Origin of the sequence: Clostridium pasteurianum BC1 (genome assembly GCF_000389635.1) — a bacterium.
GTDB lineage: Bacteria > Bacillota > Clostridia > Clostridiales > Clostridiaceae > Clostridium_I > Clostridium_I pasteurianum_A.
The window spans coordinates 1,759,742-1,781,229 of the sequence record NC_021182.1; the positions used below are offsets into that span (position 1 = coordinate 1,759,742).

Consider the following 21,488-nt stretch of genomic DNA (forward strand, 5'->3'; position numbering starts at 1 on the left):
GTTCTTCAAATTTTTTACCTAGTCATATAAACTAAAAATTTATTAATTAAATTTGCCCTTATTAATTTCACCAGCAATAGTTTGTCTTAAGAAATCTATTTCTTCTTGAGTTAAATATGGACATTTTCTTTTTAATTCACGATTAAATATAGTAATCTTATTATCAATAACATTAGTAGCTATTTCTTTTACTCTAAAGTGTTCTTCAACTATATTCCATATATCCAAAGCAAACTTCTTATCTTCATTATACTTTGTTATTCCTATATTTTTAATTAGTTCATTGTTTTTTAACTTTATGAAATTAATAATATGGGTTGATAATATAGTAATAACAACACCTATTATGGAAATTATTGATTTTATAATTATAGATAATACTTGATTATCTATTTCTTTTAACATATTAATCACTCCATCTTCTTAATATTATTATTAAGAAATTTAATCCTTATTTTTTTTATCTATATGTTCTCTAATTATAATAATATTTTTTTTTACATCTTCTATTGCCTCAAATTCTTTTGTTAAATTTAAAATTATATTTTGATAATTTTTCTCTCTAATCTCTTGATTTAAGTCCCTTTTTTCTTGAGCTTTTAAAATATAATATATTAATATTACAGATAATAATGCCCATATTCCTTGAGATGCAGCTAGTTTTAATACATCACTTTCCATTTTGATTTAATTCACCACACTATTCAAGAGCTACTTTCCTTAAATTATTTAAAGCCCTGTTTTTTATTCTATTTACAGATTGTCTAGATATATTTAGTTGTCTCGCCAAATCAACTTCCGATATATTACAAATAAAAAGTTTATTTATAATATCATGTTGATATTGAGATAGCTTGTCTAATAAAGCGTTTAAAAAAATACAATTATCTATTAAATCTTGACTTTCTTCTGTTGTATTTTTTAAAAGAATATTTATATCTAATTCTGTTTCTTTATTAGTTATCTCTATATGTTTCTTAGAGAGTCTAATATATTTATGTCTAATAGAAGTATTAATATATCCAATTATATATTGTTCTTTTTTCAAAGCATCATTTGTGAATATAGGAATAGCTCTTATTGTTTCTATTAAAGCTATTATTAAATCGCTATTTGCACCATCATAATTTAGTTTTCTACTATATTTTTTTATTAATGGATTAAATTTTTCTATAATAGCTAACATAGAATCCTTATTGTCTAATTGTGCTTCTTTTACTAAATTAAATAAATTTCTCATAAAACCCCTCCATTTTTTATATTGATACTATATAAGAAGGAGTTTTTGGTATTATTTGTAACCTGTTTTTACAAATTTATTATAATTAAATTAACAAATTAATTTAATATAATAGTAAAATAATTTACTATCATATTATAAAAATAATGTTAAATCTAAATAAATTTGATTTTATGATATTTGTTATATGAAAGAATAATCATCTAAAATCAAAACTTAAATGGATAGTTAGATTCTTTAATGAAATCAGAAACAGATATATATTGAGGTGTTATCAATATTGCTTATAGAAACTACATTAAGAGATATGATTAATAAAATATTTAATTTTCACTCATCCTAATACAATAAATAGTGAACAATGACATAATTATATAAATTACTGATATTAAATAACATTTAATTTAAACCTTTTACACAAAATCTTACCTTTTGTGAATATATGGCTTGTAAATGGCCATTTTACTTATTTTTATACAGTAAATAATGGTTTGAAGCTGTTTTTTACACGAATCATTGCTATATCTCAATTCAAGAAAATGCTAATGATTCTCTTATTAAAGAGTTATTAATTTGCAGAAATAGTGTTAAAAAAGATAATATTCAATGAATTTATAAGTATACTCAAAGTAATGTACCTATTGAGATTATTTTTAAAACTGTAAAAGTTGCTTAAGGGGAACTCTAAATATATACTGTAAAAATTTGTATTAAAGTTCCTTCATTTATAATTATAAATAAAGGAACTTTAACTTTCTCTACACTTCTTTTGAAGGTTCTATTATCAGATTTTGTAATTTAATGTTTTTATAATATTACTTTATATGGTCTCATCATTTCATTATCTTCATGGTCTATTATATGGCAGTGCCAAACGTATCCTGGTCCAAGATCAGGCCTGAAAGGATACAAGTTAACACCTGGCGAAGTGTCATCAACCGAAGTGTCCTGTGGAGCAAAACGAACCCTAATTGTAGTAACTTCTCCAGGATTAGCTTTAACAGTATCCTTCCATCCATCTTCGTTAGCTGCAGGCAAGGCTGGATTACCCTCCAGATATTGTGTAGCAGGTAACACAGTAGTTGGGCTATTAAATGGAGGAGTGCCGTTTATTGCTATCCAGTCAGTTTTATATTGTTCAGCCTGGAAAGTTTGACGCGCTACAACCTGAGATTGTACAAGATGCAAATGAATTGGATGTGCATCTGGAGTTAAGTTAACTATTTCCCAATCCTCAGTTGAACCAACCTTTGGAAGTTCTGAAATTGGTGCACTCCATTTTTGACCATCAAGAAGAATTTCCACAGGCCCAGCAGAACCCGTTAATTCAATTAATACAAGAGTTCTTTTTGGGGAATCGCTTTTTAGAGCCGGAATAGTGTTAAGCCTTGCTGGAAGTACAGATGGAGAAACTGCGGGAACATCCAACACAGTAAACTGCATAATTTGCCCAACGGTCTCAGGATCTGCGGGAGTCCCTGTAGGGAATGGGGCACTTGCATCATTCCCAAGAATAATCTTGTCTCCCGCAGCAACTCCGGAAAAGTCCACAAGTATATCAGCACGTTCTCCAGGTGCTAAAAGTAAGGACGTAAGATTTACTGGACTTGGGAGATATCCACCATCACTACCTATTTGAGTAAAAGTCATTTTATTAGAGAACTGGAGATTATAAAATCTTGCATTTGATCCATTTAATACTCTAAAACGATACTGTCTTCTTTCTACATTAAGGTTTGGCCATACTTTTCCATTAACCGTTATAGTGTCCCCAAAAAACTCTGGTACCCAATAAGGATGTATATCAGGGTTTATTCCAAGGCTTGGAAACGCAAAGGAACCGTCTGTATTAAATGATCTATCTTGAATCACTATAGGTATTTCATACTTGCCCTTTGGTAAAACAGAGTTTGGCTTATCTAATGGATTTTTAGGATCTCTAAGAAGATAAAAACCTGCAAGACCCATTAAAACATTCAGTCTTGTTAATCCTAATGTATGGTCGTGATACCAAAGAGTAGATGGCAATTGCGTATTAAGATAGGTATAAAGTGATTTAGTAAATGTCGAACCTTTTATAGCTTCTTCATTAGTGAACCATGCATCAGGATGTCCATCTGATGAAGACTCGGTTTCCCCACCATGCAAATGTGGAACTATAGGAACAGGACTTTGTGCTGCCGCAAGACCTGGTGGAAAAGCTGGAACTGTTGCTGGATCTACCATACCTAATCCGTTAGGATCTGCCCAGTGCAGTGTAGGGTCAACAGGTAAAGGATGAGGTTCTGTAAGGCTGTTAACCCATTGGATATTAATTGGTATACCTCTTATTGCTTCAAAGGTGGCACCTGGAGCGTTTTTAAAATTCGGAAATAAAGTACCTGTCAATGGATCCTTTGCTGCCCCGCTGTATCCCCATACAGTAGTCATTGGGAAGCCAGAAGGTAAAATTTGTTGCGAAAACTCGCTTACATCTACGGTATAGTTGTGGCTTATTTTCCCTGTTTGAGTATCTGCTATCACAGTTGGTTCATAAACAGGCGGTATTACTAATTGTTCATTATATTTTGGTATTGATTTTGAATCAAGTGAGATTGTCATGATGAAAGCCCTCCTAAAAAATGATTTTTATAATAAACACATAACAAAATTCTTGTTTATGTGTTCTCCCACTACCCATTACAGGTGTGTAAATTGAGTTATTTCCATAAGTATCATTTAACCATTGTTGTAATTCTAAAACCATTTAATCCATTTTTCATAACCTCATTTCTTAAATTAATCTGTATACATATATAAAAAAGACTTTAAGAAATAATTTGTAACCTTATATGGCTAGAAGAAGATTGAGAACGTGCTTTGAGAAGCAGTGGAAAAAGATTAGAACTAAGCATGATAATCTTAAAAGGCTTAGAATTAATGAATACAAAGCATGGCAATATGCAAATACAAGGAAAAGCTATTGGCGAATAGCCAATAGCCCAATTAATTCCATTTACTTTTCAGTACATGACATCAATACTCCCATTACCCCATATATTAGCGAAGGTTGCGACTTCCTCGGATTCAATTTAAGACAATATAAATCTAACAAAGGGATGCAACTTCTAATAAAGCCATCGAAGGCGAGTGTGAAAAAAGCCAGAGAAACAATAAAGAATGTTTTTAAACAACTGTGGGAAATGTCAGTTGGAGACCTAATTGCAAAGTTGAATCCAATAATTAGAGGCATAGGAAACTACTGGTCAAGTCAAGTTGCAAAGAAGATATTCGAAAATCTCGATACGTATATATGGATTAAGATAAGAAAGCACTTGAAACATTTACACCGTAACAAGCCGTTTAAATGGATTTATAGAAGGTATCTCAAAACTGATTTTATGAAGTAAGTTACATATAATGGTATCTACTTTTCAGTATATGACACGAATGCTTTCACTGCTACCCATAATAATAATTTATTGAATTAAATTTGCTCATTTATAGAATAATATGGTATAATATGGTATGATTTTTGCATAAATAAGGGGGATCTTAAATGAAAAAAATATTATTTGTAAATATGTGCGGTCATGGACACGTTAACCCTACTATAGGTCTCATTAATGAATTAATGAATAGAGGAGAACAGGTTACTTATATTGCCGGTGAAGAGTTTAGAAATAAAATAGAAAAGACAGGAGCTAAATTTAAAGGTTATAATAATTCATTTGATATAGCAAATTTAGTTAATGAAAACTTAAATTTAGAAAATAGTGAGTCGCTGTTAAATTTCATTGATATCTTTAAAAAAATAATTGAAATTTTATTTAATTCAAAGGAAAAATTTGATTACATTATTTATGATTCAGTATTTATGCTAGGTAATGAAGTAGGAAGAGTATTAAAAATACCTGCAATTTGTTCTATTACTACTTTTGCAGCAAATGAAAGAACAAATTGTTTATCATCGCTATTTAATAAAATTGAACCTAAGATACAGGAACTCCTAAATAGTTCGGAGTATATAAACTTTGTTAAATATTCACAAGAAAAATATGGTATAAAGTGTCCTAGTGCTTCTAATGTAATTTTTGGAAAAGGCATGATTAGTATTGTATATACTTCTAAATATTTTCAACTTTGTGGTGAAAGTTTTGATGAAAGCTATAAGTTCATTGGTCCATCAATATCAGATAGAAAGGAAGATATAAGCTTTCCTTTGGAAACTAATGATAAGAAGAAAGTTATTTATATATCTTTAGGTACTATATTTAATAATTCTATTGAGTTTTATGAAAATTGCTTTAAAGCTTTTGATAATATGGATGCAAAGATTATTATGTCTGTAGGTAAAAACATAGATGTTAATACATTTAAATCTATTCCATCAAATTTTATTATTCGTAATTATGTACCTCAGCTTGAAATTTTAAAACATGCAGATGTGTTCATTACCCATGGCGGCATGAACAGTACAAATGAGGGTTTGTATTATGATGTTCCATTGATTCTTATTCCTCAATTTATTGATCAGCCTGCTGTAGCTAATAGAGTAGCTGAATTAGGTGCAGGTATTGTTATTGAAAAAGATAAGGTTACTCCAGAAGTATTGAAGCAGTCAGTAGTTAGGATTCTTTCAGACAACAATTTTAAAATAAACAGTAAAAAGATTGGGAAATCGCTCAGAGAAGCAGGAGGGTATAAAAAGGGGGTTGATGAAATACTTAATTTAATAAATAAAAAATCAAGTTTATTTACATAATTTAATAGGACAAGTGTATGAAAAATTCAACTTATATATAAATCTTAATTTTAATATGTAAATTAAATATATTTATTTTATAGGAGGATGTTATTATGAAAAAAAGATTAATTTTATCTTTACTTATTGCAGTGTTAATATCTGTTAATATCAATTATTTAAGTGTAGATGCGGCCCCTTTACCTATCAGATCTGTTAACTCTGGTTATACTATAACTAAACCAGATGCCCAAATTACTATTGATGATGTAAAAAAGAGTTTAAACGTACCTGATGAAATTGCAAAAGAAATAGTAGATACTTTACAATTTCAAATAAAAATAGATAGAAATTGGGATAACTTAAAAGTAGACAAGGATATGGACTTGTATAATTCTACAGGAAAAGCCATTGGAAAACCTGGCGACATATTAATAGCAGTATTTGATGCTGACAATACTGATATTAATGCAATTAAGATGGGTTCACTTACTACCCATGCTGCTATGGTAGATTCAGATCCAAAAAAAGTTCTTGAAGTCATGCCAAACGGTGTTCAAAACGTTGAAAATGATTGGAGAACTAGATACAAAAAAATTCTTATTCTACGTCCAAAGACTAATGAAGAAACTATTAAAGGTGCCATTGAATATGGACATACCAAAATAAACACACCTTTTAATTTTGATATATTCAATAAAACTACAACTGATAAATTCTATTGTTCACAATTTGTATGGAGATGTTACTTTAACAATGGACTAGATTTAGACAGAAATGGTGGACTAGCTGTTTTCCCATATGATTTTATAAGTCATAAAACTACAATTGTATATAAACAGGGAGAGTAGTGACTTAGAAATCAATAAAAAAAGATACTACAATGAGTTTTGTGTAAATTCGCAAAAGCTTATTGCAGCTTTTTGGGGTTGAGGGAGCATCTGTGCAATTAACTACACTATAAAAATACGTAGTAATCATAGTACTTGGCCCAATACCAGCAAACGTGTCATGAAGTGCAAAGTAACTTCAATAAATTGGATAAAATAAACGTTCATTTATTACAAAATCGCTACACGCCGAGATACGTGGTGCGTCCCGACAGGGCACATATTCTAGCAGGTGGGAATCCTGTCAAAGTAATATTTAGCAAATAGCTTTGTATCGAGTCTTGGAGATATTGCGGTAACGTAACATTTTAAGCGTAGACAGAAAGTTAGCGAGGTGGAATTGACTGGGTGGTAACCCAGCAGTGAATGGTATAGAGCTCCGAAAATCGGTGGATGATGTGGAAGAAACGTTCATGTACGTGGAAAGCAACAGTTGTTTGTGCGTTAATGCGAGTGCAAATAGACACATCCGGGGTCAGAGACCCTACCTAGCTAAACATCAAGAATATGTGGAAACTCGGGGAGATCCTGACTGGTCTTTTCAAATGAAAAGTATGCAGTACAAACTGAAGAAGCAAGGAAGGCAAATGCCAGCAGGAAGTCGGATACTCTTATATTACTGATGATAACGGGTAATTCCGGAGGAAGAAAGCAATTTGGTAATATGTCAAGAACAAAATGAAAAGAAAAAGAAATGATTTTGAAAAAAATGGGTAACCTTAACAAGCATACGTCAAACTTAGAACGTATGTTCGCAAAACTATTTATTTATCTACCCTATTTGAAGAGTAGAGTTGATTTTTAGCCAGCAATCCAAAAATCAAACGAATCAATTTACGAGATGTTAGTGCGAGTGCTCGTTTATGCTGATGTGTAGTTACTTCAGCAAATTTCTTCTGATAGAATTCTTGATATTCAGGAATATATCTTACGATACTTCCAGCAGCTTCTATCAGATAATAGCGCAAATAACGGTTGCCTGCTTTGTTCATTGGTGTGTTTTCAGCCTTAAAACCACCAGATTGATTTTCCTTCCATACGATGCCAGCGTATTTAGCAATGGCATTGTTATTAGGGAAAGCATGAACACTACCTAATTCTGAAAGAATGCCACTAGAGTAAACAGGGCCGAACCCAGGTATTGACATTAAAATTTGGTATTCAACGGGGTTCATTCCCATAACTGCTTTTTCAATAGCCTTGTTAATAGCTTTAAGTTCTTTCTCAAAAGCCTGAATACAATTAAAAGAGCAGGCAATTGAGGTTGTTAAAGGCTCATACAAACATTTATCAAGGCGGTATGAATTACGTGCAGCCTGCTGCAGAATTTCAGCAGTCATCTGTGGATTGGAAATCCGCTTGCGACTTTTTTATTGACGAAGTCAACAAGATCTTCAATTGAAGTATTTGCAATATCTTCAGAAGAAAGAAAATCTGTCAATATAGATGACGCAGTAGCACCATATTTATCAGAAAAAGGATGATCATCACCCTGTAACAAAGGAAATTCACTAAACTTGAGAAATACATTGGATAACATGTAAGTCTTTTCTCTGGTTAAGCATTCAACAATATGAAGCCTGTGTCTTGTAAGTCTTTGCAGAGCAAGATATTGAGAACCCCGCCAGGATTCAGTATGAATTCTGCCAACTCTTGCAAAATCAGCAATAACAAAAGAGTCAATGCTGTCATTTTTATCAAGAGAATTGAAGGAATCTTTGTAGTTAGCAACTTCCTTAGGGTTTAAGCAGTAAACATAAGGCTTGTAAGGCATAAGTCTTTCACTTGAAGATAAAAAGTTGGCAATATGTACTCCGTAAAAGGAAGTAGATTCTAAGCCGATTATTACAGTTTTAAAAGTGTTCTTTTCTAACACTTTAACAAGCATGGATTCTAATTGTTCTGCACCAAATTGTGTATTAGGAACAGGCTCCATTTTAATCAAGAATTCTTGATCAAAATTAATAGCAGAGACAACATTTTGTCTCGCACCAATATCGATACCAACAAATAGAGTTGATAAGTAATCTAATTTCTTCATGAAATCACCACCTTTCAAAAATAATGAGGAAATTAGAAAGGAATTATCCTAATCCAAAGTACTGACTGCAACCTCGCGTAATTAGCATTTATCCAGACGAAAAACCTTGCTGGTGGCTACGAAAGGATATGCAACATTTGTGTAAGCAGAATATGATACTTTGGTCAGGCTGCAAGCTTTCTAGGCAATAACAATAAGTTTTGCAGGAGAGATAATGCAGTAACCTTTGCTAAAGTTCCATAAGGACTATTTTAGCATTAGGAAATCCTTTGATAAATAGTAAGTTAAAATGTATAGATTTGAAAGTTAAAGAATCAGCAATATTGAATTGGGAGAATCCCCATTAGAAAAATAGAGATGCTTTCTTAATCTATACAAAATATAAAAAATAAATAAGTCTATAACAGTTATTTAACTGACTATAAACTTATTATACGAGGAGAGTAACATATGAAACAGCTTAAAAGGGAAACATTGCCCGGACTTAGAACCGGAATAACAGTGAGAACAAAACTTGCAAGCATAGCACAAGCAATATGTGTAAATGGTTTTATATGGGGAGCCGGATGCCTTAATTGGGCACGTCCGGTTCTGAAAGGGGCGGTATCTGTAAAGATTACCGTCTACTTACCTCATGAAGTGCAAAGTAGCATTATAAAATCAGTAAAATAGCCATTTTTAAAGGTTACTTATTATTATATTTTCTCAATATTTTTAGAAATGCATATCTACATCGAAGTGTTGATATTGATACGTTTTAAATTTTACTTTGCACTCGGTGGCAGCTATGCTGGTACTAGGTCGAATTATAATGAGAATTATAATTAAATTTAACTGAAAATTTAAAATCAATTAACCATTACATAACTTATAAATAGGAAGTGTGATATATTATAATAGTGGGTAAATGTTATTATTCGGTAAAATACGAAAATATAAACTTATGTTTATATTTTTAATTCGAATAGCAATGCTAACCCATGCATGGAATTATAAAAAATAAATTTAAAGGAGTGTTACTATGAAAATTAGCAGAAGAGACTTTCTAAAGTGGTCTGCAGCTACAGCAGTAGCTCTAAATCTTGATTTAGATATGGGTAAAGTTAATACTGTACTTGCAGCAGAAACAGATCCTCCAGTTATCTGGTTAAATGGAGCTGGATGTTCAGGATGTACCATATCAACTTTAAATGTTACTAATCCAACAACTATTGATGACGTACTTTTAAACAAAATAAGCTTAAAGTACGATACTACTCTTATGACACAGTCAGGAGACTCTGCAATACAGACTCTTGATCAAGCTGCAAATACTTACAATGGTCAATTTATACTTGTGGTTGAAGGTGCAGTACCAACAGGTGCAAGTGGAAACTACTGTGTAATTGGTGAACAAAATGGCTCACCATTAACAATGCAGCAGACAGTATTAAAATATGGTCCTATGGCTAAATATGTAGTAGCAGCAGGAACCTGTGCAGCTTTTGGAGGAGTTTCGGCAACTAGTCCTAATAGTACTTCCTGCCAATCAGTAAAAACAGTACTAAGTGGACAAACTACTAATCCAGTTATAAACCTTGCAGGATGTCCAGTTCATCCAACGGTTATGGTACAAACTTTACTTAATCTTATCTTAACTGGTATGCCAGCTTTAGATTCCAATAATAGACCAACTCAGTACTATGGAAGTACTGTTCACAATAAATGTCCTAGACGTGGGACAGGAAGTGCAGGTCAACCAGGTGTAGTTGGATGTTACTGGGGATTAGGATGTAAAGGACCAAACTGTAATAATGTGTGTCCTAGTATGAAGTGGAATAATGGAGTAAGCTTTTGTGTATTATCAAATTATCCATGTATAGGTTGCGCAAATCCAACTTTCCCTACAAATCCATTGTTAGGTAGTACTGGCGATTAATAAATAAAAAAAGAAAGGGATGATATATATGAGTACTATAGTATTAGATCCAATTACAAGATTAGAAGGACACTTAAAAATTAATGTAACACTTGACTCAAATAATAATGTAACAGCAGCTCAGGCTTCAGGAGGTCTTTACAGAGATTTTGAAAATATGCTTTTAAATAGAGTGCCAAAGGATGCAGCTTTTTTAACACAGAGAATATGCGGACTATGTCCAGTTTCTCATGCCATATCTTCATCAAAGGCAATAGAGCAAGCTGGTGGCTTCACACCTACTTTGCAGGGTCTTCTTTTAAGAGATCTTATTCAGGCTTCAAATTTTATATCAAGTAATATATTACATTTCTATCATTTAGCGTTAATGGATTACGTTCAAGGACCACAAATGTCCCCATGGACACCAGGATACAGCCAAGATTATAGATTTAATTCAACAGATAATCAAAACTTAGTTAACAATTATGTAACTGCACTATCAATAAGAAGACAAGCTCACGAAATGGGAGCAATATTTGGTGGTAAGCTTCCACATGTTGCTAACATTGTACCAGGTGGTGTAACTGCAATACCATCTTCAACAGATATAACTAATTTCAAGAATTATTTAACTACAATAACATCCTTTATTACAAATACATATCAAGGGGATGTTAACAAATTAGCTTCAACCTATAGTGATTATTATAGCGTAGGTGCTGGTTATGGTAATTTAATAGCTTATGGTGTATTTGATACAAATACTACTGGAGGCAAGTTATTCCCAGCAGGTACAGTAACTAATGGAACAGTAGGAAGCTTTAGTCAGACTAATGTAAAAGAATATGTAGGACATTCATGGTATTCCTCACCATCAGGAGTAAATCCAGCTAGTGAGACTACAACACCAAGCTACGGAAAATCAGGAGCATATACTTGGCTTAAGGCACCAAGATATAGTGGACAACCTTACGAGGCAGGTTCATTAGCAAGAACTTGGGTAAGCGGAGATTATAGACATGGTGTATCAGTTATGGACAGACATATGGCAAGATATACTGAAACAGCTAAGATAGCAAGCAATATGAATACCTGGATAAATCAGATAGTAACTGGTACAAATGGATATACAAATATAGGAACTCCAACTTCAGGAAGTGGAGTAGGTTTAACAGAAGCACCAAGAGGAGCTCTTGGACACTGGGTATCTGTATCAAGTTCTAAAATATCAAAATATCAGATTATTACACCAACTTGTTGGAATGCTTCCCCAATGGATGACAGCGGTAATGTTGGTCCAATAGAAAAGGCATTAATAGGAACTCATGTTACTGATACAACTCAGCCAGTAGAATTACTAAGGATAGTGCACTCCTTCGATCCATGTACAGGATGTTCAGTACATGTAATGTCACCTGAGGGAGTAGAAATGTCTAAATTTATAGTACAACCAGGAGTTTAATTATGAAAGATACTGTCATCCTTGGAATAGGTAATATACTTTTAAAAGATGACGGTGTAGGAGTCTATACAATAAGAGAGTTAGAGAATGAAAAGCTTCCATCTACTATAGAATTAGTAGATGGAGGTACTTCTACACTGGATACATTAAGTTATTTTCTAGATTATAAAAAAGTAATTATTGTAGACTGTTTAAAAGCTGGATATGAACCTGGTACTATATATAAGATTAATCCAGAAGACATAAAAAGCTATAAAAGTGAAAATTTGTCTATACATGATGTTCAAATTTTGGATGTAGTCAAAATAGCAAATATGTTAGGTAAGTTTCCTAAGGTTACAATATTCGGAATAGAGCCTGAAAAAATATGTTTAGATACGGAAATGACAGAAACTATGAAGAATAAAATACCTGAAGTTATAAAACTTCTTAAGATGGAGTTAGATCTTAAAGAAAAGCAAGAAAATGTAAGTTAGGTGATAAATATGCATGAAGTTTCAATCATGGAAAATACAATAAATATTATTTCAGAAAAGGCTAAAGAAAATAATCTAAAGAATATATCTAAAATTACTATAAAAATTGGAGAACTTTCTGGAGTAATGTCTGATTCATTAATATTTGCATTTAACAGTTTATCTAAAGGAACTATAGCTGAAGGTGCAAAGTTCTTAATAGAGAAAGTTGATGCCACAGCTATGTGTGATGACTGCGGTATTACATTTGAAATAGATCATTTTAATAAATTATGTCCAAATTGCAATAAGTTTTCAACTAACATTTTAAGTGGATATGAACTCTATGTTAATACAATTGAAGGAGAATAAAGAATGAGTGAAATTAAGGTAGTAACAAATATACTTCAAACCAATGACGAAATAACTGCAAAGAATAAAGAAATATTAGATGAAAAAGGCATATATGTAATCAATTTAATGAGTTCACCTGGTTCAGGTAAAACTTCAATACTTGAAAAAGTTATTTCAAAACTTAAAGATGATATAAAAATTGCAGTTATAGAAGGGGATATATACACAACAAAGGATGCAGAGAGAATTGAAGCACAGGGAGTACCAGTTGTACAAATTAATACAGGCGGAGCCTGTCATTTAGATGGAGATATGATTAAGAATTCACTAAATTCATTAAATTTAGATGCTGTGAACCTACTTGTTATAGAAAACGTAGGTAATCTTGTATGCCCAGCTGAATTTGAGATTGGTGAGGACATAAAGATATGCGTTTTAAGTACTACTGAGGGAAATGATAAACCACTTAAATATCCTCTTATGTTTGAAAAGAGCAGCGCAGTTATTTTAAATAAAATAGATCTAATGCCCTTTACTAATTTTAATAGAGATGAATTTTATAGAGACGTAAAATCTTTGAATGCTAATACTATCACCTTTGAAACAAGCTGTGTAAAAGATGAAGGATTAGATGAATTGTGTGTATGGCTGAAAGACAGGATTATTGAGAAGAGAAAGTAATAAAATTTTAAATATAAATAGATATTTTAGGAGGTAAAATATTATGCCAAGAATAGGAATTCCAGAGTTAATTGTTATTTTAGTAATAGCTTTAGTGGTTTTCGGACCAGGAAAGCTTCCAACAGTAGGAAAATCAATAGGAGAGGCAATTAATGAGTTTAAGAAAGCTTCGACTGAAATTACCAAAGGAAGTACTACTGAGGGTAACGCTACTGTAGCAAAGGCAGAAGAAAAGGTAGAAGAAAAGGTAGAAGAAAAGAAAGCAGAGTAGTTAGAGGTATATTATGATAAAAAGTGAACAAATCGTTGGTTTTGCAAAGTCGCTGGAGAAATTTAGAAAGATAATAATAACAATGCTTGTCATTGTTATTATTGCTGCTTCGCTTATGTATTTTGAGGCTGATTTTATAATAGGTATTTTAGAAAAACCTATTCATGGAGTTAATTTATATTTTATGACGCCAGCTGAAGGAATGATGGTGAAAATGAAAATTGCCTTTTTAGGTGGCATAGTGATTTCATTTCCCTTTATGGCGTATTTATTAATTTATCAAGCAGGTTCAAGATTAACTGGAAAAGTCAGAAGGATTCTTTATTTTTTTGTAACTCCAGTTGCAGTATTACTTTTTATTGGTGGAGCTTTTTTTGGATATAGATTATTATTACCTTCAACAATTGAGTTTTTATTGAGTTGTGGAAATGATTTTATGAAAGCAAATTTGTCTGGTGATAGTTATTTTTCATTTGTAGAAACTATACTTCTGGCTGTAGGTCTAATTTTTGAGCTTCCATTGGTTTTAATATCCCTATCCAGAATAAATGTTGTTAATTCAAAAATGCTAAAGGGAAAACGAAAAATTGCTTTGATGGTTTCACTTGTAGCTGTAGCATTTATAGCACCTTCACTAGATGCTATGACTTTTATTTTAGTAGCTTTACCAATAATAGGACTATATGAAATCAGTATCTGGAGTGTATATCTATTAGAAAAAAGTGATAAAAAGAAGCAATCATCTAAGGTATCTGAAAATAAATAACAAGTCAAAGATGCGACGTATATTTTCAATACAACAAGGAAACAGGTTCCACTGATAGTGGGCTATCAGCGAGTTCTGATGACGCAGTAGGATTTAAAATAGACTAGCATACTGACTTAGATATTTTTTGAAGATGCCTGAATTAAATGAAAGTGCTTAAATGCCAACATTAGAGGTGAATATATGACTAATGAAAATATAAAAGATATGTCTGTGGTAGATCATCTCAGTGAGCTTAGAAAGAGATTGATAATTATTATAATAGCAATAGCTGCTGCTACTGGAATTATTTATGAAAAAGCTTATTATTTAATCAAATTTTTAATGCTGCCTTTAGCTAAATTTAAATTGGAGCTTGTATATTTTTCTTTAGCAGAAGGTTTTATGACGAGAATGGGAATATCACTGTTAGCCGGGACTATAATTGTAAGTCCGATTATATTATACCAATTGGCTGCTTTTGTTAACCCAGGATTGTCTAAAAATGAGAAAAGATTATTATATAAAAATTTATTCTTTATGGCAATTTTACTGCTTGCTGGCATAACTTTTGGATATATATTAGTACTGCCCTATGCTCTTAATTTTTTAATATCTTATGGACAAAATTATATGAATCCGCTGCTTTCAGGCAGTACATATTTCAATTTTATAGGTATTTTTTGTTTCTTTACTGGAATTGTATTTTTGATTCCTTATATAATTGTACTTTTGGGTAAGTTGTCATTAATAAATTCAAAACGTCTTAGAAAGTGGAGAAAGTATATTTTTATAGCTACGCTGACACTTGAAGGATTATTTATTTCCAATGCAGGCTTAATTACTTGCATACTTGTTGCAGCTCCTGTACTGATATTGTACGAGATTAGCATATGGATTGTTTATTTTACAGAAAAAAGGTTAGAAAAGAAAAAAAGCAAAATTTAATACATTAATATTGGAGGGGTTAGTATGTGCTTAGCAGTTCCAGGGAAAGTTTTGAAAATAGATAATTATAAAGGTGTTGTAGAAATAGGAAATATGAAAAGAGAAGTATTTATGCACCTTATTCCAGATATAAAAGTTGGACAATATGTTTTAGTTCATGCAGGCTGTGCAATTGAAACAATTGATGAGGAGGAAGCAGCAAAAACTCTGGAAATAATAAAGGAGCTATCAGAGAATGAAATATGCTGATGAATTTCGAAGCGAAGATTACACTAAAGAACAAGTTAGGTGTGCATAGAGTATTATAATTGCAAATTTTGAATATATGTAATAACAGCTAGTTATTAATATGATAAAGGCAGTGTGTAAAATCAGAAATATTACTGAATAAGGCGGGGAGATAAAATGGAGGATAAGATATCATTAAGTCATGGAAGTGGCGGTAAACAAACTAATAATTTAATAAGTGATCTATTTATAAAGTATTTTGATAATGAAACCATAAGACAAATGAATGATTCTGCACAGCTTAATTTAGAACACAATAGAATTGCTTTCACTACAGATTCATTTGTAGTCACACCATCCTTTTTTAAAGGTGGAGATATTGGTAAGCTTGCAGTATGCGGCACAGTAAATGATTTAGCAGTGAGTGGTGCTAAACCGCTTTATTTAACAAGTGCATTTATTATAGAAGAGGGATATCCAATTGAAAGTCTTGAGACAATTGTAAAATCTATGGCTGAAACGGCAAAGGAAGCAGGAGTTCAAATTGTAGCGGGAGATACAAAAGTAGTAGAAAAAGGTGGAGTAGATGGGCTATTCATTAATACTGCTGGAATAGGTACAATTTATGAAGATGTTAATATTAAAGCAAATAACGCTGAAGCTGGAGATGTAGTTATTGTAAATGGAACACTTGGAGATCACGGAATGACTATTATGTGTGAAAGAAGTGGAATAGATATACAGGGTGAATTAAAAAGTGATTGTGCTCCTTTAAATATGCTAGTAGATTCAATATTAAATATATGTAAGGATATTCATGTGCTTAGGGATGCTACTAGAGGTGGAGTTGCAGCAGTTCTAAATGAAATTGCGGAAACCAGCAGAGTATCTATTGAATTGGAAGAAGATGCTATTCCTGTAAGCGAAGAAGTAAAGGGTGCCTGTGAATTGCTGGGATTAGATCCTTTATACATTGCTAACGAGGGAAAGCTATGCTGCTTTGTACCAGAAAAATACGCTGACAAAGTATTGGAGCAGATGAGAAATCACCCATTAGGATTTAATGCTAAAATCATTGGTAAAGTTGTAGAACAGGTATCACAAAATGTTTATTTGAAAACTATTATCGGTGGAAGAAGAATAGTAGATATGCCATCGGGGCAGCAGTTACCTAGAATATGCTAGGAAAAAACTATAATAGTATTTTCAAAAGAGCATTGTATTATATAACAAAGAGATTGTTTTAAATTAATAAGGTGATGATAAGTTCTTGAAGATGCATAACATTGAATATCAAGCTTTTAAAACTGGAAGGTGTTAGTGTGAAAAGACTATTTTTAAAGGTGGAAGGAATTGTACAGGGTGTAGGTTTTAGACCTTTTGTTTATAATCAGGCACTTTCCTTTAAACTAAAAGGATGGATTAATAATAACTCCCAGGGAGTACATATTGATATAGAGGGTGAAGAAGAAAAACTAAATAATTTTATAGAAAAACTAAAATATAAACATCCTCCCTTGGCTAGAATAGAAAACATAACTGTAGAGGAAAGAAAAACTGTAAATTACAATAGTTTTGAAATAAGGGAAAGTGAGATAAATAATAAAAAAATTACTCTTATTGCTCCTGATGTGGCTATCTGTGAAGAATGTATTGAGGATATTAGAAATCCATTAAATAAAAAATACATGTATCCATTTACTAGTTGCACAAACTGTGGTCCAAGATTTTCTATAATAAAATCTGTTCCCTATGATAGGGACAAGACAACAATGAAAAAATTTAATATGTGTGAAGAATGTAATAGAGAATATACTGATCCAACTAACAGAAGATTCCATGCTCAACCTAACGCCTGTAAAGCTTGTGGGCCGCATATTTGGATTGAGGATTCTAATGGTATAAAAATAGAAGTCGAGGATGTAATTGAATGGACAAGACAGAAGCTGAAGGAAGGGAAAATTTTTGCTATCAAGGGACTGGGTGGATTTAATCTAGTTTGTGATGCAACAAATGAGGATGCAGTGAAACTACTGAGGATTAGAAAAAACAGACCTCATAAACCCTTTGCAGTTATGTTAGGAAATATAGAAACTGTAAAAAAGTATTGTGATGTAGCTATGGAAGAAGAAAAGATATTGACAGGATGTATAAAGCCTATAGTAATACTAGATCAAGCTAATGGATATGATTTACCCAAATGTATAGCTCCCCATCAGAAAACATTAGGAGTTATGCTTCCATATACACCTTTACATCATTTACTATTTGGGAATGGCATAGATGCTTTAATCATGACCAGTGCAAATGGTAATGGATTGCCTTTGGAATATAAAAATGAAAGTGCAGTTGAAAAATTAGGGCATATTGCAGACTATTTTTTACAACACAATAGAGATATTAATGCAGCTATAGATGATTCAGTGGTAAAGGTAATAGGTAATGAGATACATATGATAAGAAGGGCGAGAGGATATGTACCGGAGCCCATAAAAAAAAATAATATAAAAGAAATTCTGGCATGTGGATCAAATATGAAAAATACATTTTGCATAGCAAATGAGAATTTTATATTTTTGAGTCAACATAATGGGAATTTGGAGAATGTAGAAACAATTGAACATTATAAAAATAACATTGAGCATTTTAAGAATATATTTAATTTTACTCCAAGGTATATAGCTTGTGACATGCATCCAAACTACATATCAAGTGAATATGCATATAGATCGTCGCTTCCTAGAATTGAAGTTCAACATCATCACGCACATATAGTAAGCTGTTTAGCAGAAAACAATATAGATAGAAAAGTTATTGGAATTGCCTATGATGGAACAGGCTACGGTGTTGATGGAAGAATATGGGGAGGAGAGTTTCTGCTCTGCGATAATAAGGAATTTACTAGGCTGGGACATTTGAATTATGTAAAGATGCCTGGTGGTGAAATGGCTGTGAAGGAACCATGGAGAATGGCGGTTTCTTATATTTATAACATGTTTAAGTCTGGTAAATATAATGAATATAACACTAATAAACAGTTAAGAGAAATATTGATTAAGCTATATGGAAATAAGGCAATCAATCTTATAGCTGTAATTGAAGCAGATATTAACTGCCCTGAAACATCAAGTATGGGACGTTTTTTTGATGCTGCTGCAAGTATAATTGGGCTTAGGGATAGTGCTACATATGAAGGACAGGCAGCTATAGAACTTGAAGCTGTTGCTTCTCAAAAGAGTTTAAATTTCTATGACTATGATGTAGTCCAAGAGAATGGTTATATTGTGAAGACAGAAAAGATTATTATGGGTATTATAAAAGATAAACTGATAGATGAACAAGATAATGTTATTTCAGATAAATTTCATAACACAATAATCAAGTTTTCAATAGATATATGCAAACTAATTAGAAAAGATACAGATGTTAACGAAGTAGCATTAAGTGGTGGAGTATTTCAGAATTCTTATTTACTAGAAAATTTAAAAGATGAATTAAAAAATGAAGGGTTTATTGTTTATACAAATAAATTAATACCTGCAAATGATGGTGGAGTGGCTTTAGGACAAATTGTTATAGCAAATAAAGTTTTAAGTGATAAATAATTAATACTTGAAGTTGCAATATTTTATCCGATGACTAGTCGCTGTAATACTCCACCTTCTAAAGGTGTAGATAACAGCGACACGTCCATGGATAATTCATCTAAACTTGGTGGGAATACAAACTCCCACCAAGTAAGATTCATTGATTTTTTATTTTATATAGGGTTATACAATTCAAATAATTTAAGCTAAAGAAGCAAATAAAATTTTGGAATAATAAAGGGGGTATAAGTGAATGAAATATGTTGATGAATTTAGAAATGGAGATTATTCTAAAAGCCTGGTAAAACTAATACAAAATATTACTGATAAAAAATAAATATAATGGAGGTATGTGGTACCCATACTATGGCTATATTTAGATATGGCATTAGAGATATACTTCCAAGCAACATAAATCTTATTTCTGGACCAGGATGTCCAGTTTGTGTTACTCCACAAAGTTATATTGATACTGCTTTAGAACTGACATCAAATAAGGATGTTATTATTGCAACTTTTGGAGATATGATAAGAGTACCTGGAAAGAAAGCTTCTTTAATGAAAAGAAAAGCAGAGGGCGCTGATATCAGGATTGTATATTCGCCAATGGATGCATTGACATTGGCACAGAACAATCCATTAAGAAAAATAGTTTTTCTTTCAGTAGGATTCGAAACAACAACACCAATGACGGCTGTAACGGCTATAGAGGCAAGAAAGCAAGGGGTTAAAAATCTATTTTTCCTCACCGCCCATAAGATTGTACCACCAGCTATGAGAGCTCTTGTAGATGATAAGGAACTTAATATCAGTGGTTTTTTACTTCCAGGTCATGTCAGTGCTGTTATAGGTAAAGAACCTTATGAATTTTTAAGCAGTGAATACAGTATACCTGGAGTTATAACTGGCTTTGAACCTTTAGATATACTTAAGGGCTTAAATACACTTATAAACATGATAAATAATAGGGATCATAATATAATAAATGAATACAAAAGGATAGTACGAAATGATGGAAATTCTCAGGCTATAGAATACTTACACAAGGTTTTTGAAGTTAGTGATAGTACGTGGAGGGGAATTGGTACTATTCCAAATAGCGGATATACATTTAATAGAGAATATGAAGAATTTGATGCCATAAAGCATTTTAATATAGATTATAAGGAATATGATGGTAGTCCAGGCTGCAGATGTGGTGACATACTTAAAGGAAAAATAACTCCACTTCAATGTCCATTATTTAAAAAGGCGTGTACACCAGAAAATCCTGTAGGATCCTGTATGGTATCTTCAGAAGGCACTTGTGCAGCTTATTATAGGTATAATAGTTAACTTATATTTTTTAAAGAGCAGATGAAAACTTGCATTGCAGTTAGTTGCACCACAGTAAATCATTTTGCTATAAGTGCTGCTAAATCATTGTATCTAACTAGCACATTTAGTATAGAAGAATGTATTCAATAGATAGCTTGCAGTTTATTGTAAAATATGTGGCTTATCAAGCTAAGAAATTGATGTAATTTATTATCACAAATTAATGATAGGGAGGAGTTTAAAATGAAGGTCCCATTAAAAAAATATCCTAAATGGCTTCCTTATGGTACTATTGCATATTATAGGGTGGACACCGAGATACGTGGTGCGTCCCGACAGGGCACATATTCTAGCAGGTGGGAATCCTGTCAAAGTAATATTTAGCAAATAGCTTTGTATCGAGTCTTGGAGATATTGCGGTAACGTAACATTTTAAGCGTAGACTGAAAAGGGCACAAAACTTATGGATGAGCTTTGTCCAAAGCATTTCGCTTTATTAAGCAGACTACTGGGATCTTTGGAATGTGAAAGCTTAAAATCTTTTACAGACAATTTAAAACATATAAGAATTGGAATCAAAGAATAATTTTTTTATTGTCTCACTAAAAAATATAAATATAAGACTATGTCAATGCTCAGTGGAAAC

Annotated in this window: 20 protein-coding genes and 3 pseudogenes; 18 read left to right on the plus strand and 5 right to left on the minus strand. The window is 32.1% G+C overall.

Features of this window, described 5'->3' with window-relative positions; all coding sequences use genetic code 11:
* Window positions 1–42: 42 nt before the first annotated feature.
* The 4 genes from CLOPA_RS08170 to CLOPA_RS08185 form a co-directional block, all read right to left on the minus strand.
* Window positions 43–405, minus strand: coding sequence for a hypothetical protein (locus CLOPA_RS08170; RefSeq protein ID WP_015614963.1), 363 nt, complete (start codon window positions 403–405; stop codon window positions 43–45).
* 39 nt (window positions 406–444) lie between these two features.
* The gene (locus CLOPA_RS08175) at window positions 445–681 is read right to left on the minus strand and encodes a BhlA/UviB family holin-like peptide (RefSeq protein WP_015614964.1); all 237 of its coding nucleotides are present in this window, start codon (window positions 679–681) and stop codon (window positions 445–447) included.
* Window positions 682–700: 19 nt separating this feature from the next.
* Window positions 701–1,240: a sigma-70 family RNA polymerase sigma factor gene (locus tag CLOPA_RS08180; protein WP_015614965.1), complete on the minus strand. Its 540-nt coding sequence runs from the start codon at window positions 1,238–1,240 to the stop codon at window positions 701–703.
* A gap of 807 nt (window positions 1,241–2,047) precedes the next feature.
* A complete protein-coding gene (locus CLOPA_RS08185) occupies window positions 2,048–3,841 on the minus strand; it encodes a multicopper oxidase family protein (RefSeq protein WP_015614966.1) in 1,794 nt (597 codons plus the stop codon).
* Window positions 3,842–4,077: 236 nt separating this feature from the next.
* Between CLOPA_RS08185 and CLOPA_RS25545 the strand changes: the two are divergent.
* The 4 genes and pseudogenes from CLOPA_RS25545 to CLOPA_RS08200 form a co-directional block, all read left to right on the plus strand.
* Window positions 4,078–4,233 (plus strand): annotated as a pseudogene (locus CLOPA_RS25545) (group II intron reverse transcriptase/maturase); the annotation flags it as partial.
* Between the two features lie 105 nt (window positions 4,234–4,338).
* Window positions 4,339–4,629 carry a group II intron maturase-specific domain-containing protein gene (locus CLOPA_RS24930; protein WP_155241986.1) on the plus strand — a complete coding sequence of 97 codons (291 nt, stop codon included), beginning with the start codon at window positions 4,339–4,341 and terminating at the stop codon, window positions 4,627–4,629.
* A 149-nt stretch (window positions 4,630–4,778) separates the two neighbouring features.
* Complete coding sequence (locus tag CLOPA_RS08195) at window positions 4,779–5,984, plus strand: macrolide family glycosyltransferase (RefSeq protein ID WP_015614967.1); 1,206 nt, start codon at window positions 4,779–4,781, stop codon at window positions 5,982–5,984.
* Between the two features lie 95 nt (window positions 5,985–6,079).
* The gene (locus CLOPA_RS08200; RefSeq protein ID WP_015614968.1) at window positions 6,080–6,814 is read left to right on the plus strand and encodes a YiiX/YebB-like N1pC/P60 family cysteine hydrolase; all 735 of its coding nucleotides are present in this window, start codon (window positions 6,080–6,082) and stop codon (window positions 6,812–6,814) included.
* Between the two features lie 803 nt (window positions 6,815–7,617).
* On the opposite strand, the pseudogene CLOPA_RS26795 reads toward CLOPA_RS08200, so the two are convergent.
* Window positions 7,618–8,894, minus strand: a pseudogene (locus tag CLOPA_RS26795) (IS110 family transposase).
* A 450-nt stretch (window positions 8,895–9,344) separates the two neighbouring features.
* Here CLOPA_RS26795 and CLOPA_RS08215 point away from each other — a divergent pair.
* The 14 genes and pseudogenes from CLOPA_RS08215 (at window position 9,345) to CLOPA_RS24935 (ending at window position 21,226) form a co-directional block, all read left to right on the plus strand.
* On the plus strand, window positions 9,345–9,566 hold the full coding sequence (locus CLOPA_RS08215; protein WP_015614969.1) for a hypothetical protein: 222 nt from the start codon (window positions 9,345–9,347) through the stop codon (window positions 9,564–9,566).
* 349 nt (window positions 9,567–9,915) lie between these two features.
* Window positions 9,916–10,812 (plus strand): hydrogenase small subunit, encoded by an 897-nt coding sequence (locus tag CLOPA_RS08220; protein ID WP_015614970.1) that lies wholly within the window; start codon window positions 9,916–9,918, stop codon window positions 10,810–10,812.
* Window positions 10,813–10,840: 28 nt separating this feature from the next.
* Window positions 10,841–12,256 (plus strand): nickel-dependent hydrogenase large subunit, encoded by a 1,416-nt coding sequence (locus CLOPA_RS08225; RefSeq protein ID WP_015614971.1) that lies wholly within the window; start codon window positions 10,841–10,843, stop codon window positions 12,254–12,256.
* Between the two features lie 2 nt (window positions 12,257–12,258).
* Entirely contained in the window at window positions 12,259–12,732 is a 474-nt protein-coding gene (locus CLOPA_RS08230) for a HyaD/HybD family hydrogenase maturation endopeptidase (protein ID WP_015614972.1), read from the plus strand.
* 9 nt (window positions 12,733–12,741) lie between these two features.
* On the plus strand, window positions 12,742–13,083 hold the full coding sequence (gene hypA, locus CLOPA_RS08235) for a hydrogenase maturation nickel metallochaperone HypA (RefSeq protein WP_015614973.1): 342 nt from the start codon (window positions 12,742–12,744) through the stop codon (window positions 13,081–13,083).
* Between the two features lie 3 nt (window positions 13,084–13,086).
* Entirely contained in the window at window positions 13,087–13,746 is a 660-nt protein-coding gene (gene hypB / locus CLOPA_RS08240) for a hydrogenase nickel incorporation protein HypB (protein WP_015614974.1), read from the plus strand.
* Window positions 13,747–13,789: 43 nt separating this feature from the next.
* Entirely contained in the window at window positions 13,790–14,017 is a 228-nt protein-coding gene (tatA, locus tag CLOPA_RS08245) for a twin-arginine translocase TatA/TatE family subunit (protein ID WP_015614975.1), read from the plus strand.
* A 13-nt stretch (window positions 14,018–14,030) separates the two neighbouring features.
* On the plus strand, window positions 14,031–14,783 hold the full coding sequence (gene tatC / locus CLOPA_RS08250; protein ID WP_015614976.1) for a twin-arginine translocase subunit TatC: 753 nt from the start codon (window positions 14,031–14,033) through the stop codon (window positions 14,781–14,783).
* Between the two features lie 183 nt (window positions 14,784–14,966).
* Entirely contained in the window at window positions 14,967–15,710 is a 744-nt protein-coding gene (gene tatC / locus CLOPA_RS08255) for a twin-arginine translocase subunit TatC (RefSeq protein WP_015614977.1), read from the plus strand.
* Window positions 15,711–15,734: 24 nt separating this feature from the next.
* On the plus strand, window positions 15,735–15,959 hold the full coding sequence (locus CLOPA_RS08260) for a HypC/HybG/HupF family hydrogenase formation chaperone (RefSeq protein ID WP_015613474.1): 225 nt from the start codon (window positions 15,735–15,737) through the stop codon (window positions 15,957–15,959).
* Window positions 15,960–16,115: 156 nt separating this feature from the next.
* Window positions 16,116–17,123, plus strand: a complete 1,008-nt coding sequence (hypE, locus tag CLOPA_RS08265) for a hydrogenase expression/formation protein HypE (protein ID WP_015614978.1) — start codon at window positions 16,116–16,118, stop codon at window positions 17,121–17,123.
* A gap of 137 nt (window positions 17,124–17,260) precedes the next feature.
* Window positions 17,261–19,543 (plus strand): carbamoyltransferase HypF, encoded by a 2,283-nt coding sequence (hypF, locus tag CLOPA_RS08270; protein WP_015614979.1) that lies wholly within the window; start codon window positions 17,261–17,263, stop codon window positions 19,541–19,543.
* A gap of 235 nt (window positions 19,544–19,778) precedes the next feature.
* A pseudogene (gene hypD / locus CLOPA_RS08275) lies at window positions 19,779–20,860 on the plus strand (hydrogenase formation protein HypD).
* A gap of 225 nt (window positions 20,861–21,085) precedes the next feature.
* A complete protein-coding gene (locus CLOPA_RS24935; protein ID WP_015614980.1) occupies window positions 21,086–21,226 on the plus strand; it encodes a hypothetical protein in 141 nt (46 codons plus the stop codon).
* The last annotated feature ends 262 nt before the right edge of the window (window positions 21,227–21,488 follow it).